The 14,778-nt window shown below is 68.4% G+C and carries 17 protein-coding genes; 7 read left to right on the forward strand and 10 right to left on the reverse strand.

From position 1 onward, the window contains the following. Nucleotides 1-85: 85 nt before the first annotated feature. Together ACSFA8_RS02160 and ACSFA8_RS02165 are read right to left on the reverse strand one after the other, a co-directional pair. Nucleotides 86-475, reverse strand: a complete 390-nt coding sequence (locus ACSFA8_RS02160; protein ID WP_435477877.1) for a dihydroneopterin aldolase — start codon at nucleotides 473-475, stop codon at nucleotides 86-88. Beyond that, nucleotides 472-1,257 carry an SDR family oxidoreductase gene (locus ACSFA8_RS02165; protein WP_435477878.1) on the reverse strand — a complete coding sequence of 262 codons (786 nt, stop codon included), beginning with the start codon at nucleotides 1,255-1,257 and terminating at the stop codon, nucleotides 472-474. The genes ACSFA8_RS02160 and ACSFA8_RS02165 overlap by 4 nt, the downstream gene beginning before the upstream one ends. Nucleotides 1,258-1,277: 20 nt before the next feature. Here ACSFA8_RS02165 and ACSFA8_RS02170 point away from each other — a divergent pair, with 20 nt between their 5' ends. Next, nucleotides 1,278-2,375, forward strand: coding sequence for a class I SAM-dependent methyltransferase (locus tag ACSFA8_RS02170; RefSeq protein WP_435477879.1), 1,098 nt, complete (start codon nucleotides 1,278-1,280; stop codon nucleotides 2,373-2,375). Between the two features lie 21 nt (nucleotides 2,376-2,396). On the opposite strand, the gene ACSFA8_RS02175 is transcribed toward ACSFA8_RS02170, so the two are convergent. Then, complete coding sequence (locus ACSFA8_RS02175; protein ID WP_435477880.1) at nucleotides 2,397-2,792, reverse strand: DUF5329 family protein; 396 nt, start codon at nucleotides 2,790-2,792, stop codon at nucleotides 2,397-2,399. 162 nt (nucleotides 2,793-2,954) lie between these two features. Here ACSFA8_RS02175 and hisN point away from each other — a divergent pair, with 162 nt between their 5' ends. From hisN to ACSFA8_RS02190, 3 genes are read left to right on the forward strand one after another with little or no spacing between them, the layout of a single operon-like run. Next, nucleotides 2,955-3,734, forward strand: a complete 780-nt coding sequence (gene hisN, locus ACSFA8_RS02180) for a histidinol-phosphatase (RefSeq protein WP_435477881.1) — start codon at nucleotides 2,955-2,957, stop codon at nucleotides 3,732-3,734. Beyond that, nucleotides 3,731-3,925 (forward strand): DUF2905 domain-containing protein, encoded by a 195-nt coding sequence (locus tag ACSFA8_RS02185; protein ID WP_286541748.1) that lies wholly within the window; start codon nucleotides 3,731-3,733, stop codon nucleotides 3,923-3,925. The genes hisN and ACSFA8_RS02185 overlap by 4 nt, the downstream gene beginning before the upstream one ends. A gap of 22 nt (nucleotides 3,926-3,947) precedes the next feature. Continuing rightward, complete coding sequence (locus ACSFA8_RS02190; protein WP_435477882.1) at nucleotides 3,948-4,892, forward strand: ROK family protein; 945 nt, start codon at nucleotides 3,948-3,950, stop codon at nucleotides 4,890-4,892. A 104-nt stretch (nucleotides 4,893-4,996) separates the two neighbouring features. Here the strand turns inward: ACSFA8_RS02190 and otsA are convergent, their stop codons facing one another. The 3 genes from otsA to ACSFA8_RS02205 are packed head-to-tail and all read right to left on the reverse strand — an operon-like array spanning nucleotide 4,997 to nucleotide 8,347. Then, entirely contained in the window at nucleotides 4,997-6,385 is a 1,389-nt protein-coding gene (otsA, locus tag ACSFA8_RS02195) for an alpha,alpha-trehalose-phosphate synthase (UDP-forming) (protein WP_435477883.1), read from the reverse strand. Continuing rightward, a complete protein-coding gene (gene otsB / locus ACSFA8_RS02200; RefSeq protein WP_435477884.1) occupies nucleotides 6,382-7,146 on the reverse strand; it encodes a trehalose-phosphatase in 765 nt (254 codons plus the stop codon). Before otsB ends, otsA begins: the two co-directional genes overlap by 4 nt. Before the next feature lie 55 nt (nucleotides 7,147-7,201). After that, the gene (locus ACSFA8_RS02205) at nucleotides 7,202-8,347 is read right to left on the reverse strand and encodes a tRNA nucleotidyltransferase/poly(A) polymerase-related protein (protein WP_435477885.1); all 1,146 of its coding nucleotides are present in this window, start codon (nucleotides 8,345-8,347) and stop codon (nucleotides 7,202-7,204) included. 102 nt (nucleotides 8,348-8,449) lie between these two features. On the opposite strand from ACSFA8_RS02205, the gene ACSFA8_RS02210 reads away from it, so the two are divergent. After that, nucleotides 8,450-8,917: a tetratricopeptide repeat protein gene (locus ACSFA8_RS02210; protein ID WP_435477886.1), complete on the forward strand. Its 468-nt coding sequence runs from the start codon at nucleotides 8,450-8,452 to the stop codon at nucleotides 8,915-8,917. A 17-nt stretch (nucleotides 8,918-8,934) separates the two neighbouring features. On the opposite strand, the gene ACSFA8_RS02215 is transcribed toward ACSFA8_RS02210, so the two are convergent. The 3 genes from ACSFA8_RS02215 to ACSFA8_RS02225 all read right to left on the reverse strand — a co-directional run bounded on the left by ACSFA8_RS02215 (nucleotide 8,935) and on the right by ACSFA8_RS02225 (nucleotide 12,264). Further along, a complete protein-coding gene (locus tag ACSFA8_RS02215; protein WP_435477887.1) occupies nucleotides 8,935-9,636 on the reverse strand; it encodes a glutathione S-transferase family protein in 702 nt (233 codons plus the stop codon). Nucleotides 9,637-9,733: 97 nt separating this feature from the next. After that, nucleotides 9,734-10,246, reverse strand: a complete 513-nt coding sequence (locus tag ACSFA8_RS02220) for an MgtC/SapB family protein (protein ID WP_435477888.1) — start codon at nucleotides 10,244-10,246, stop codon at nucleotides 9,734-9,736. Nucleotides 10,247-10,266: 20 nt separating this feature from the next. Then, nucleotides 10,267-12,264: a lytic transglycosylase domain-containing protein gene (locus tag ACSFA8_RS02225; RefSeq protein WP_435477889.1), complete on the reverse strand. Its 1,998-nt coding sequence runs from the start codon at nucleotides 12,262-12,264 to the stop codon at nucleotides 10,267-10,269. A gap of 9 nt (nucleotides 12,265-12,273) precedes the next feature. Between ACSFA8_RS02225 and ACSFA8_RS02230 the strand changes: the two genes are divergently transcribed. Continuing rightward, a complete protein-coding gene (locus tag ACSFA8_RS02230; RefSeq protein ID WP_435477890.1) occupies nucleotides 12,274-12,891 on the forward strand; it encodes a 5-formyltetrahydrofolate cyclo-ligase in 618 nt (205 codons plus the stop codon). Nucleotides 12,892-12,895: 4 nt separating this feature from the next. On the opposite strand, the gene ACSFA8_RS02235 is transcribed toward ACSFA8_RS02230, so the two are convergent. Beyond that, complete coding sequence (locus ACSFA8_RS02235; protein ID WP_435477891.1) at nucleotides 12,896-13,879, reverse strand: LysR substrate-binding domain-containing protein; 984 nt, start codon at nucleotides 13,877-13,879, stop codon at nucleotides 12,896-12,898. A gap of 124 nt (nucleotides 13,880-14,003) precedes the next feature. On the opposite strand from ACSFA8_RS02235, the gene ACSFA8_RS02240 reads away from it, so the two are divergent. After that, a complete protein-coding gene (locus ACSFA8_RS02240) occupies nucleotides 14,004-14,315 on the forward strand; it encodes a DUF2917 domain-containing protein (RefSeq protein ID WP_435477892.1) in 312 nt (103 codons plus the stop codon). Nucleotides 14,316-14,778 lie beyond the last annotated feature (463 nt).

Consider the following 14,778-nt stretch of genomic DNA (forward strand, 5'->3'; position numbering starts at 1 on the left):
ACCGGCTTTGCCGGGCCGCTGGTGTTGCCCCCTGCAAGGGGGTTGGCGCAGCGACACGAAGTGCGCGAAGACTGGGGGTGTGCCATTACTTGCTCCGGAAAACTTCGACGCCGACGGAGTGGCAGTCGGGGTACACATCGGGCTTGGCCGTGGACACGCGTGCGGCCTGCACCTTCGGGTGCGCCAGCACCTGCGTCAGGATGTCGTCGCACAGCGTTTCCTGCAGGTGGATGTGCCCCTTGCTAAGGCGCGCCGCGACGGTTCGGCGGATGAAGTCGTAGTCGACCACTTCGTCGAGCTCGTCGGCCCGGGGCGTCGACACGGCCAGCGGCACGTAGAGGTCGACGTTGATGACCACGCGCTGCTCGGCGCGCTTCTCGAACTCGTGCACGCCGATGTTGATCCACACCTCGTAGTCGCGCAGGAACACGCGCCGGCAGGAGAGCAACAAGGGGTCGAGGGCGGCAAAAGTCATGGGGTGCTTGCTTTCAGCAGGTCTTCGACGACGAACATGATGTCGCGTTCCAGCGGCACCAGGTGCTGGCCGTTGTCGACGCTCAACGTGGTGCCTGTCACGCTCGGCGTGCCGGCCAGGAAGACGCAGCTTTTCGCCACGTCGGCAGGATCGATCGGCCGGCGCAGCAGGTTGGCGCGCGCGGCCCGGGCAAAGTTGGCCTCGCTTTGAGGCCCGCTCCTGAACACGATGCCCGGCGCCACGCCGCACACGCGCACGGCCGGCGCCAGCGCCTGGGCCTGCAGCGCCACCGCGCGTTCGAGCGCGAGCTTCGACACGGTGTACGAGAAGTAGTCGGGGTTCAGGTTGAACACCTTCTGGTCGAGGATGTGGATGGCGCAACGGTCTGCGCCATCGGCCGGCTGCTTCGCCAGCAGGCGCGCGAACGAGAGCGGCGCGATCAGGTTCACGCCGAGCTGTTTCAGCGCGGCCTCGGCTTCGAAGTCGAGGCCGGTATCGGGCTCGAAAGCCGAGGCGTTGTTGACGATGCAATTCAGCGGCGCGTCCGCCGTGACCTGCGCGACCAGCGCCTGCCGGCTCGCTTCGCCCGTGATGTCGGCCTCGATGGCCGTGGCCACATGCCCTTCGTCGCGCAGCCGGGCGCAAAGCGCTTCGGCCGCCACGCGCGAGGCCCGGTACTGGCACCACACCCGCCAGCCCGCGCGCGCGAAGGCCTCGCAGACCGCGGCGCCGAGCCGTTGTCCGCCGCCGGTCACGAGCACGCCGGGGGTCGTCGTTGCCATGCTGATAGATTTCCGCTTCTATGAAATTGGAGCCAGGCGCCGAACGCGCCCATCCGCTGACCCGGATTATCGACGCCACGCTCGCTCGCTCGGGCGGCTGGCTGCCCTTTGACCGCTTCATGGCGCTGGCCTTGTACGCGCCCGGCCTCGGCTACTACGCCAACGACAGCCGCAAGTTCGGACAGATGCCGGCGTCTGGCAGCGACTTCGTCACCGCGCCCGAGATGACGCCGCTGTTCGGCCAGGCCCTCGCGGTGCAATTGGCCGAGGCACTTGAAAAAACCGGCACCGACGCGGTGTGGGAGTTCGGTGCCGGCTCCGGCGCGCTGGCCGCGCAAGTGCTCGATGCGCTGGGCAAGCGCGTGAAGCGCTACCGCATCGTCGACTTGTCGGGCAGCCTGCGCGCCCGCCAGCGCGTGACCCTGGCGCGTTTCGGCGACAAGGTTGAATGGCTCAGCGCCTTGCCCGACACCATGCAGGGCGTGGTGATCGGCAACGAGGTGCTCGACGCGATGCCGGTGCAGCTGCTGGTGCGCGTAGGCGGCCGCTGGTTCGAGCGCGGCGTGGTGGCGCATGAAGCGGGCTGGGCCTGGCAAGACCGTCCGACCGATCTGAGTCCGCCGGTCGAGCCCGACGGCCCGCAGGACTACCTGACCGAGATCCATCCCCAGGCCGAGGCTTTCATCGCCACGCTGGCCGACCGGCTCACCCGGGGCGCCGCCTTTTTCCTCGACTATGGCTTCCCCGAGGCCGAGTACTACCACCCGCAGCGCCACATGGGCACCGTGATGTGCCACAAGGCGCACCTGGCCGATGGCGACCCCCTGGTGGACGTGGGCGCCAAGGACATCACCGCGCACGTCAACTTCACCGGCGTGGCGCTCGCGGGCCAGAACGCGGGGCTTGAAGTGCTGGGCTACTGCAACCAGGCCCGGTTCCTGATCAACTGCGGATTGCCGTCAAAAATGCAGCACGCCACCCAGGCGCAGCGGGCGCTGGCGGCCCGCTTGATCCATGAGCACGAGATGGGCGAACTGTTCAAGGTGATCGGCTTCGGCGTCGGCGAGCCCTGGGCGCCACTGGGCTTCGCCGAAGGCGACCGCAGCCACACGCTCTGAGACCGACACCTGGGGTGCGCGTCAGCGCTGGCGCAGGGCGCGCAATTCCTCGTGCAGGAAGTCGCTCGATTCGCGCACTGCATCGCCGCCCGAAAGCTTGACCTTGTAGGCCACCTTGGTCATCTCCGACCGGGTTCCGCAGCGCAGGATGAAGTCTTCCGCGGTGATGATCTCCTGCTTGAAGTACTCGTACTTCTCACGCATGTGCTTGGCCGCGTCGGCCGCGCTGTATTCGTTGCCATTGCGCAGGAAGACCAGGTTGGGCCGGGCAGCCACCCGCTGGATCAGGTTCTCTATGAGCTTGTCTTCGCTCGCCGAGGGCGTGGCGCCGGCCAGTCCGGCAGCGCCCGCCAGCAGAAAAAGCACGAAACAGGCGTTGCGAAAGAACGCGCGAAACATCGACCCACCCAACACCATGCCAACTCCGTGCCGCGGGCCGGGGGTCGGCGCTGGGCGTATACGGGCCGGATGCTAGGCGGGCGCCACGGCGGCTGTCAATCCGGCGGCCAACCGGCGAGCGCCCTGCAGCAGGGCAAGCCGGCTCGGTTCTAATGCCGTCTTGTTCTGCTTTTGCCCGCCATGAGTTCCACACGCTCCGAAGAATCGCTGCGCATCGCGCGGGCCCTGGCCGATGCCGCGTCGGCGGAGTCGATGCGCTGGTTTCGCACGCCGCTCGACATCATCACCAAGGCCGACGAAAGCCCGGTCACGCTGGCCGACCGCGCGGCCGAAACGGCCATGCGCGACATCCTCGGCGCGCAGTGCCCGGCCGATGGCATCTACGGCGAGGAGCACGGGCGCGAGCGACTCGATGCCGCGCGCATCTGGGTGCTCGACCCGATCGACGGCACCCGCAGCTTCATCACCGGTTCGCCGCTCTGGGGCACGCTGATCGGTCTGCTCGAGGGCGGACGCGTGACGCTCGGCATCGTCGACATGCCGGTGCTCGCCGAGCGCTGGGTCGGCCAGGCCGGCATCGGCGCGCACCGCAACGGCGAGGCCGTGCGCGTGAGCGCCTGCGCAGAAGTGGCCCTGGCCCGCATCGTCACCACCTCGCCCGACATCTTTGCGCCGGCCGACTGGCATGCCTTCGACCGGCTGAGTCGCCGCTGCGCGATGCGCCGCTTCGGCGGCGATTGCTATGGCTATGCCCAGCTGGCCGGCGGCACCATCGACCTGGTGGTCGAGGCCGGCCTGCAACCCTACGACTACCTCGGCCCGACCGGGCTGATCGAAGCGGCGGGCGGCGTCATCACCGACTGGCAGGGCCAGCCGCTGGGTCTGAATTCCGATGGCCGCGTCGTCGCCGCCGCCACGCCCGCGCTGCACCGCGCCGCGCTCGAACTGCTGCGCGAATGATCCGCTGGCTCATCGTCGTCGTGCTCGCGCTGGTGCTCATGAGCGGGCTCACCGAATTCCTGCGCCGCTACGGCTTCGGACGCCTGCCCGGCGACTTCGAATTCCGCGCCTTCGGGCGCAACTGGCAACTCCCGATCGCGAGCACGCTGGTGCTCAGCATGATCGCAGCATTGATCGCGCGATGGATCTGACAATCACAAGGACAGACAAGAAATGAGAGCCTGCGTCGACATCGGCGGCACCAAGCTTGCCGTGAGCCTGGCGGCCGACGGCCACTCGCTGGACGGCAGCGCCCGGCCCTTGCTCGGCCGCCGCAGCGAGCCGACCGCCAAGACCGGCGACAACTTCGCGGTCGCACGGCAGATCCTGCGCATGGTCGACGAGGTCTGTGCCGAGCAGAAGATCGCGCCCGAGGCGGTGCGGCGCGTCGGCGTGTCGTCGGCCGGGCCGTTCGTGCTGAACGCCGGTGCGATCGAACTCGCCACGCCCAACATCTGCGGCGGCCTCGCTGGCCCGGCGCGCGGCTTGCCCAACGACTGGATGACCGCACCCGTCGAGGCACCGCTGGCCGCGCGCTTCGACGAAGTGCGCGTCGAGAACGATGCCGTCGGCGCGCTCGAGGCCGAGCGCCGCTGGGGCGCGCTCCAGGGCGTTGGCCATTGCGCCTACGTCACCTGGAGCACCGGCATCGGCGTCGGCCTGTGCGTCGACGGGCGCGTGCTGCACGGCAAGAACGGCAATGCCGGCCATGCCGGCCACACCTTCGTGGTCGACGACGACAGCAATGCGCTGTGCGGCTGCGGCAACGTGGGCGACGTCGAGGGACTGACCGCGGGCAACGCGATTGCACGCCGCTTCGGGCAGCCGGCCGAGGCGCTGTTCGCTGCGGCGGCGGCCGGCGATGCGGCAGCGCTGGCGCGGGTCGACGCGCTCTGCCGCACCATGGGCCGCATGCTCTACAACCTGGTCGCCACGCTCGATCTGGAGCGCATCAGCCTGGGCGGCAGCGTGTTTTGGAATAACCGCGAATTCCTGCTGCCACGGCTGCAGGCGCAGATCGATGGCAGGCTGCCCTCGTTGACGGCGGGCGTCACGCTGGCGCCTGCGGGGCTGGGTGACAAGGTGGGCGACTACGCGGCGCTGGCGCTGCTGGATTGAGCTTTCCGGTCACCGGAACATGCCGCCGCACACACCGATCTGCTGGCCGGTGAGCCAGCGGCTATCACGCTGCAGCAGCATCGAGATCACCGCCGACGTCGTCGTCAGTCGCCAGGCGGCGTGGCCTCGCTGAGCGCCTGCAGGAAGGTGCGGCGCCACCAGTGGACGTCCTGGTCGCGAATGCCCTGCAGCAGCTTCTGGTGCCGGTGGCGCCTTTCTTCCAGCGGCATCTGCAGCGCCTGCTGCATCACCTCGGCCGTGCCGTGGGTGTCGTAGGGGTTGACCAGCAGCGCCTCTTTCAGCTGCTCGGCGGCGCCGGCAAAGCGCGACAGCACCAGCACGCCGGGGTCGGCCGGGTCTTGCGCCGCGATGTATTCCTTGGCCACCAGGTTCATGCCGTCGCGCAGCGGCGTCACCAGGCCCACGGCGGCCACGCGGCACAGGCCGGGTACGCGCTTGCGTGCCACGTTGCGGTGGATGTAGCGCACCGGCATCCAGTCGAGCTCGCCGTAGTCGCCGTTGATCGCGCCGCACAGCGATTCGAGCTCGCGCCGGATGTCGCCATACGCATCGACCGTCTCGCGCGTCGGCGAGGCGATCTGGATCAGCGTCGCGCTGCGCCGGTTCTCGGGGTAGTGCGCCAGCAGTTCGCGAAACGCGCGCACCCGGTTCGGGATGCCCTTTGAATAGTCGAGGCGGTCGATGCCGAGCAGCAGCCGCCGGGTCGAGTATTCGCGCTTCATGGTGTCGTACATGTCGCGCGCTTCCTTCGCGTGCGTGAGCGCGGCGAACTCGTCGACGTCGATGCCAATCGGAAACGCGCCGCAGCGCACCGTCTGCCCGTACGCGCGGTACATGTCGTTGCCGAGCGCCTCGCCATGGGCCTCGCTCAGCACGTAGCGCTCGAAGTGCTCCTGGTCCTGGCGCGCCTGCAGCCCGATCAGGTCGTAGGCGAACAGCGAGCGGGTGAGCCACTCGTGCTGCGGAATCGCCGCCATGATGATCTGCGGTGGCAGCGGAATGTGCAGGAAGAAGCCGATGCGCTGGCGGCACCCCATCGCGCGCAGCTCGGCTGCCAGCGGGATCAGGTGGTAGTCGTGCACCCAGATGATGTCGTCTTCCTTCAGCAGCGGCAGCAGCTTGCGCGCAAACAACTGGTTGGCGCGTCGGTAGCCGCCGATGAAGCCGGCCTCGAACCTGGCCAGGTCTAGCCGGTTGTGGAAGACCGGCCACAGCACGTCGTTGCTGTAGCCGAGGTAGTAGCTGTCGTGGTCTTCGCGGCTCAGGTCGAGCGTGGCCAGCGTCACTTTTCCGGCCTGTTGCTTGTGCAGTTCGCCTTCGCCGGCGGGCCCGCCTTCGATCACCGTGCCGCTCCAGCCGAACCAGAGGCCACCGGTCTGCTGCAGCGTTTCGCCGAGCGCCACTGCCAGCCCGCCGGCGGCTTGCTTGCGGGGATCGGCCACGCGGTTGGAAACGACGACCAGCCGGCTCATGCCAGCGTGCCCTCGGCCGCGGGCCGCGGCCCGGCCGCGAGCAGGTCGCGCGCCTCCACCAGCCACTCGAACACCGCGCGGGGCGATTCGAGCCGGTGCACCGCAAGGCTCGGCCCGCTGCCGACCTTGATGGCCACGCCGCCGCGCGGCTGCACTACGGCAAAGCCGGTTTCGTCGGTGGTGTCGTCGCCTGCGAACACCGGCATGCGTCCGGCGAACGGCGGCTCGCGCAGGAAGGCGTCGATCGCGATGCCCTTGTTCACACCGGCCGGCTTGACTTCGAACACGAACTTGCCGTGCAGCAGCTCGAACTGGGGCTGCCCGACGATCACGCGCGACATGGTCTCGCGGCAGACGGCTTCGAGATGGGGCGCGAGCCGGTAGTGCAGCGCAATGGCGGCGTGCTTGCGTTCCACCAGCAGGCCCGGGTGCGCGCCGGCGAGTTCGTTGGCTGCCTCGAGCACCGCCACGAGGTCGGGTGGGCGCTGCTCCTGCATATGACCTTCGGCGTCGCGCCGCTGCACACCGTGCTCGCCCGCGGCCGGCAGGCGCAGCGGTGCCAGATAGCGGTCGATCGAATCGATCTGCCGGCCCGACACGACGGCGACGGCGCCGCCGAGCAAGGCGTGAAGATCACCGAGCAACGCGACCAGTGCCGGTGGAATCTCGATCGCTTCGGGGGTTTCGGCCAGGGCGACCAGGGTGCCGTCGAAGTCGAGAAAAAGGGCGGCGTCGGGGGTAAGGCGGGGGGGGGTCTGCATGAGACTCCAACCATACCTCCCCGCCAGGCATGCCGCTGTCGGCCAATGCCGGTAATCAGGCGCGCGTGATCGACGCCACCGCCTCGACCCGCGCGGCACGGATGGCTTCCCCGATTTTCGGGCCGGTCGCACCGGCCAGCTGGGCGTCTCGTGCTATCGAATCCGTAGCAACTGCCTTGGCGGCGGCCAGTGCTGCGGCGAGGCGGGGGCGCGGTGCATAGCCGCCGGCGCGCTCGCCGGACACTTCGCACTCGCAGGCCAGCAGGGCCTGCTCGAAGCGCTGCGGCTTGCGGATGGCATCGCAACGCTCCAGCAGATCCATCATTTGCGCGGCGTCCAGTTCGGTGGCTGCATCGATGCGGCGGCCTTCCCGGTCGACCAGCAGCGCCAGATCGCGCTCTTCGATCGGCACGCGCCAGCGCTCGCACAGCGCGGGCAGCGCCGGCCCGAGGCCGCGCATGAGGCAGGCAAAGCGCACCGGCAGCGGAACGCCGATCTGCGCGGCGCGGTCGAGCGCCTCCATGCGGGCCGCGGCGGGGGCGAGTTCCGGCAGCAGCCGCGCGAGCGCACCGCAGTCCTGCAGCACCGCGAACATGCGCGACGGCCGCGCCTCCATCAGCCCGCGTGCGAGCTCCTGCCAGACGCGTTCGGGCACCAGTGCATCGACCTCGCCGGCGTCGACCATCTCGCCCATCAGCGCCATGGTTTCGGGCGCGACGCCGAACTGGTGAAAGCGCGCAGCGAAGCGCGCCACGCGCAGGATGCGCACCGGGTCTTCGCGGAATGCGTCGGTCACATGGCGCAGCACCTTGTCGCGCAGGTCGCGCTGGCCATGGAACGGGTCGACCAGTGCCTCGGGACGCAATGAAAACTGGTTTCCGTCGCCCGCCAACTCGGCCGGGAGTGCGATCGAATTGATGGTGAGGTCGCGCCGTGCCAGATCCTGCTCCAGCGTGACGTCGGGCGCAGCATGAATGGTGAAGCCGCGGTAGCCCGGCGCGCTCTTGCGCTCGGTGCGCGCCAGCGCGTATTCTTCGCGCGTTTTCGGATGCAGAAACACCGGAAAGTCGCGTCCCACCGGCAGATAGCCGCGCTGCACCATTTCTTCAGGCGTGGCGCCGACCACGAGCCAGTCGCGATCCGATACCGGCAGGCCGAGCAGACGGTCGCGCAGCGCACCGCCGACAAGGTAGGTTTTCATGGGCGCAGTGTAGGGGCGCGCATCGGCGGGCCGGCCATCCGGTGGATTGACCGGCCGGCGCAAAAGTACTTCACTGGCGTCTGTGACAAAGGAGCGCGCAGCATGAAACTTCCCCACGCGGCGCTGGCCGCATTGGTTGCGCTGGCGCTGCATCAGCCCGGCTTTGCTGCCGAGACGCCCGCGGCGCCCGGCACCGACAAGCTTGCCCCGGTCAAGGCGCAGATCGCACAGCGCAACTGGAGCGAGGCCATCCAGGAGCTGAAGAACATCAACGACGTGAGCAGCGCCGACTGGAACAACCTGATGGGCTACAGCCTGCGCAAGTCCGCCACGCCCGACTACGCCGCGGCCGAGCGCTACTACAACCTGGCCCTGCGCATCGACCCGAAACACCGCGGTGCGCTCGAATACTCGGGCGAGCTGTATCTCATGACCGGCGACCTGCAGAAGGCCGAGGAGCGGCTGGCCGCGCTCAACAAGGCCTGCTTTTTCCCCTGCGAGGAGCACACCGACCTGAAGCGCGCCGTCGAGCGCTACAAGGCGGCAGGCAACAAGTACGTCCCTGAGTAGCTCAGAACAGGCCCCGGTCAGCGGCCCAGGCGGTACGGTTCCTCGAAAGCCAGGAAGTCGCGCTCGGCCAGCGCGCCGTCGACCCAGGCCTTGACGCCGGGCAGCGCCTCGACGCGCTTCACGTAGGCCGCCACGTCGGCCGGCACCGGCAACGCATAGCGCGTGAGCCGCATCACCACCGGCGCGTAGTAGGCGTCAGCCACGCTGAAGCGGCCGAACAGCATGCCGTCGGCATGGCTGGCGGCATGCTCGGCGAGCAGTTCGCTCCACATCGAGACGATGCGGGCGACGTCGGCCCGCACGCCGGCGTTGTCGCGCCAGATCAGCGCGCCCTGGGTTGCCAGGTCGGCCTCGATGTTCATCATGCAAGCCGAACGGAGCGCGCCAAAACCCGCGTGCATCTCGGCGCAGATGCTGCGCGCCCGGGCGCGTTGCGCGCGGTCGGCCGGCCAGAGCTGCGCGTCGGGGCAGGTTTCAGCCAGGTATTCGGCAATGGCCAGCGTGTCCCAGACGATGAGGCCGTCGTCCACCAGCACGGGCACGAGGCCGTTCGGGTTCAGCGCGCCGATGGTGCGCTTGAACCGGGAGCCGGCTGAAAACGCATCGACTCCGAAGGGCACCATGACTTCCTCGAAGTCGATGCCGGCCTGTTTCATCAGCACCCAGGCCCGCATTGACCACGACGAATAGTTCTTGTTGCCGACATAGAGCTTGCGCATTTCCCATCATCCATTCGATTGCAGAGCCAGCGATGCTAGCGGCCCGGGCGGCAGGCGTTGATGCCAAAAATGCGTGGAATTGATGCGGCGGAGCGCGTCAGCGCTTGTCGGCTGGCTGGCCCAGTGCGCGCTCGATCAGACTGACCAGCCGCGGCACGAGGGCCAGCACCACCAGCGCCAGCAGCGTGCTGAGCACGGCCGTCGATTCACGGCCGAGCCCGCAGGCCATGCCGATGGCGGCCGTCATCCACAGGCCGGCCGCGGTGGTGAGCCCCTGCACCTGCTGCTCGTCCTTGCCCTGCTTGAGGATGGTGCCGGCGCACAGGAAGCCGACGCCGGCGATCAGCCCCTGGATCACACGGCTCATGTCGGCCGGCACGATGCCGGTCTGCTGCGGGACCAGCACGAACATCGCGGAGCCGATCGCCACCAGCATGTGGGTGCGCACGCCCGCCGCCTTGCCCTGCTGCTCGCGCTCGAAACCCAGCACGAAGCCGAGCAGCGCAGCCAGCGTGAGCCGCACGCCGATGCGGGTCAGCTGCGCAAGATCCGTGACGTCCGAAAACTCGGCCGCAACGGTTTCGGTGATCGTGTTCCAGGCAGAGGCCATTGCGCGCTCGGCAACTCAGCTCAAGGCAGGTCTTTGTTGACTTCCGGAATGCGCGCATCGCGCGGCCCGACCATGCCGAGCCGTGCCTTCAGCGACTGCGGCTGGCCGGTGATGATGGCCGCGTAATTGGTGGTGTTGGCCAGCACCTTTTTCACGTAGTCGCGTGTTTCGGTGAAGGGCACGTTCTCGGCCCAGATCGCAGCCTCGACCACCGGCCCGTTGCGCCAGTTGCGCGGGCGGCCCGGGCCGGCGTTGTAGGCCGCCGCGGCCAGCGGCATGGAGCCGTCGAAGTCGTCGAGCGCCAGCTTGAGGTAGCTGGTGCCGATGGTGATGTTGGTGTCGCGGTCGTTGATCTGGTTTGGCGTGAAGCCGGCCATGCCGATCTTGTTGGCGGTCCATTTGGCGGTCGCGGGCATCACCTGCATCAGGCCGGACGCACCGACGCCGGAGCGCGCGTCCATGATGAAGCGGCTTTCCTGCCGGATCAGCCCGTAGACGTAGGCCGGGTCGAGCCCGATGTCCTGGCTCTTGCGCAGCACCGCGTCGTGGTAGGGCATCGGGAAGCGCTGTTCGGGGTCGATCACGCCCTTGGTGCGCTCGCTGGTGTTGATGCAGCGATCCCACACCTCGCGCTGGCAGGCGAAGTCGGCCGCGGCCAGCAGGCCCCGGTCGTCCATGCCGCCCTTGTCGTGAAGGTTGGTGGCGTAGTTCCACTCGCGCGTGCCTTCGGGGCGCAGGCCGATCGCGATGGCGTAGAGGGCGCGGTTGAGCCCCGGGTTGCTGCGTGCAGCGTCTTTTTCCTCGGCGGTCAGTGGCGCGGGCCGGGTCGGCATCGATGCGCGCTGGCCCAGTTCTTCGAGGGCCAGCAACTCGTAGAAGCCGCGCGTGCTGGCGATGCTTTCGAACAGGCGACGCGCCTCGGCCTTGCGCTCGTCGCCACCGGCGACCTGCAGCGAGCGGGCACGCCAGTAGATCCAGGTCGGATCCTGCTTGCCCTCGGCACTCATCGCGCCGGTGGCGGCCTGCACCTCTTTCCAGTCGCCGGCGCGCAGGGCGGCGCGGGTTTTCCAGCCGAGCATGTCGTCCGACAGGTCGCTGTTTTTCGTGACGTTGGCGTAGTAACCCATCGCCTGCGGAGACAGCTTGCCGGCGGCTTGCCGGCCAATGACGCCCCAGACCCAGTTGCGCTCCTCCGGCGAGAGCATCGGCCCCCACTTGCTGTCGAGCTGGGTGGCGGCCTGCTCGGGGTCGGCGATGGCGATCTTGATCAGCGCCAGCACCACCAGCTCCTTGCGCGACTTGGCGGCCACGAAGGCGCGGCCGAGCAGGAATTTGGGCGCGCTGGCATTGACTTCGTCAAACAGCGCCACCGCGTCCGGCGCGGCGATGGTCACCGCGCCGCGCGCGGCCTGCGGCCGGTTCGCCTCGATCGCGAGACGGGCCTTTTTCCAGACGTCGTTGGGCGAGAGCATGCGGGCCGACACCAGGCGGTCGGCCGCGGTCATGCAGCCGTCGTCGTTGTCGCGCTGCGCGAACCAGTTGCGCCGCACTTCGTCGGCATGGGCCGCGCCGGGGTTGCCGGTGCGCAGCATGTCGACCAGCACGGCGTAGCAGCGCACCTGGGCGTCGTCGCCCATGCGGTAGGCCGGATGCAGGCTCGCAAAGCCCTCCCAGTCGCGGCGCTGGCCGAGCTGCAGCAGCCAGTCGTTGCGCAGGCGGTCTTCCTGGTAGGTGCCGGCGTAGCGGCTGAAGAAATCCTGCACCTCCTGCGCGCTGGCTTCCTGCAAACGGGCCTTCAGTTCCCAGTACGCGGCCCAGGGCTCGAGTGCATGGCCGCGGGCCTGCGGGAGCAGCGCGGTCAGGCGCGCCTTGTCGCCACGCTGGAAGGCCTGCTTCATCTGCAACAGGACGTCGTCGTTGCGGTTCTGTGCGCAGGCCGGCTGCAGCAAGGCGGCGGCCGCCAGAACAAGAATGGAGAGGAGCGAGCGCCGGGGTGCCAAAATGCTTCGAAACTGCATCGGGGGATTATGGACAAGTCAAAGGGTGCCGACACCTCGGCCACCGCCAGTTTTCTCAAGGGCCAACTGCGCGCCGCGCTGATCGAGCAGCGCCAGGCGCTGCCCGACCGGCAGCAACGCGCCGATCTGCTGCAGCGCGTGATGCGGATCTGGCTGGTCGGCCGGCCCGATACGGTGATCGGCGCCTACTGGCCGATCAAGGGCGAGTTCGACCCATTGCCGGCGCTGCATCGCTGGAAGGAAGACGGTGAATTGCTCGAAGAGCCGCACCGCCGCCGGATCGGCTTGCCAGTGGTCAACCGCGAGCACAAGACGCTCACGTTTCACAGCTGGTATCCGGGCTGCCCGATGGAGCACGACGCCTACGACATTCCGAAACCCAAGGACACCGAACTGATCGTGCCGACGCTGCTGTTCGTGCCTTGCCTGGGCTACAGCGCAGGGGGCTACCGGCTCGGCTACGGCGGCGGCTTCTACGACCGCACGCTGGCGACTCTGCAGCCGAAGCCCTTCACCGTGGGGCTGGGTTTCACGCAGGGCTTTCTCGACGACTTCGAGCCTGAAGGGCACGACGTGCCGCTCGACGCGATCCTCAACGACAACGGCGTCGTCTGGCCGATCGGCTAGAAGGTCAGTCCAGGTGGTCGACGGTGTCGGGATCCGGCACCTCGCCGATCGTCTCGCGAGTGGTAGCGGCCTGCGCCTCCAGCCACTCGCAGAACGCCTTGATTTCGGGCCGAAGCGCGTTGCGCGGGCCGATCAGCAGCCAGTAGGCCATCGGGGAGTCCAGGCGGTGCTGCGGCAGCACTTCGACCAGGTCGCCGTTGGCCAGGCTCTCGGCGATCAGTGAACTGCGCGCCAGCACCATGCCCTGGCCGGTCAGTGCAGCCTGCACCATCTGGTAGGCGTAGTTGAAGTACAGCCAGCGCGGCGGTTGCGCCCGGCTTTGCCCGGTGACCTCGAACCAGCGCCGCCAGGTCAGCCATTCGAGGTGCGTCCGGTGCGCGTCGCCGGCCTCGATCAGCGTGAAGTTCGCGATGTCGGCTGGCTTGCGGATCGGCGGGCTGCCCTTGATGAGCCAGGGGCTGGCCACCGGCGTCAAGGTCTCGCCGAACAGGCGCAGCGCGCCGGCCGGCATCGCCTCGGGCGGGCCGTAGCGCAGCGCGATGTCAACATCGGCCATTTCCAGATCCATCGCCACGTCGCTGGCGTCAATGCGGATGTCGATGTCGGGGTTGTCGCGCTGAAACGCTTCGAGCCGCGGGATCAGCCACATCGAGGCGAACGAGGCAAAGGTGGTGAGCGACACGCTCTTGCGGCCCGCGCTCTGGCGGATCTGCCGCACCGCGCCGTCGATCCGCGGCAGCGACTGTTGCACCGCCAGCAGCAGTTGCGCGCCGGCGCTGGTGAGCTCGACCGCCCGGGTGTGGCGCAGGAACAGCGGCACGCCGACCTCTTCCTCGAGCGACTGGATCTGGCGGCTTACGGCCGATTGCGTGAGCGCCATCTCTTCGGCGGCGGCCCGGAAGTTGAGATGCCGCGCCACTGCCTCGAAGGCGCGCAGGTGGCCGGCCGCAATCGGCCGGGAACGCAGGTGGGTCTGGGAATGCTGCACGGTGATTGATGCGGAAACGGAATCAGTAGCCTACCGCGTTTTCATTGGACTGCCAACGGGCCAGCGCCGATCATTCATTCCCGAATCGTGCTTATGCGATTCAAGGAAACCTCAGGAGTCCATCATGTCCACCGCCGTTTGCACCGCGTCCTCGTCCCTGTCGCTGCCCGCCCGTCCGGCCGTCATTCCGGCGGCGGCACGTCGGGGTGCGTGGCAACTCTCCGCCGGCCAGGCGACCAGCCTGAAGGCCACCCAAGCCAGTGTGCTGCGGATCCGGCAGGGCCGGGTCTGGGTCACGCGCGACGCCAACGCCCGTCACGCCAGCGAAGACCTGGTGCTGGCGCCCGGCGAGTCGCTGGCCGTGGTGGCCGGTGACCGCATCGTGATGGAGCCGTGGGACGGTTACGGCGCCACCTACACCTGGGACGTCGCCTGAGCTGCAACCGCCGGGGCTGAGTCGCAACTCGGCCGGCGGCAACTCCGCCGGCGATATCGTAGTTGCACGGGGCGGTCTGGTGCTGCCTGCGTTGGGGGGAGGCGCTCGGGCGCGTGCATTCGGGGCCTGCATTCGGAGCGCTGCATTCGGGGCGTGTGCACAGGTCACCGGGTACTCCCCTCCGCGAATGTCCCCCGGCTTCGCCTCCTCCTTTATTTCGCTGCGGGGAGCACCCGATGCCCTGTGCACAGTTGACGGCGCGTCGTGTTCGTCGATGAATCACCGCTCTGACGGATCACGTCGATGGTGTGCTCTGCGCAGCGAAATAAAGGAGGAGGCCGCAGGCCGGGGGACATTCGCGGAGCAGAGCACGCCGTCGGCGTGATCCTGCCCAAAGTCGGGTAGTGCAGGTGCCGGTTCAGTTGCGGAAATGTCAAAAGGTAAGGTCGCGGCCCTATAGTCC

This window comes from Variovorax nitratireducens (assembly GCF_051216545.1).
GTDB lineage: Bacteria > Pseudomonadota > Gammaproteobacteria > Burkholderiales > Burkholderiaceae_C > Variovorax.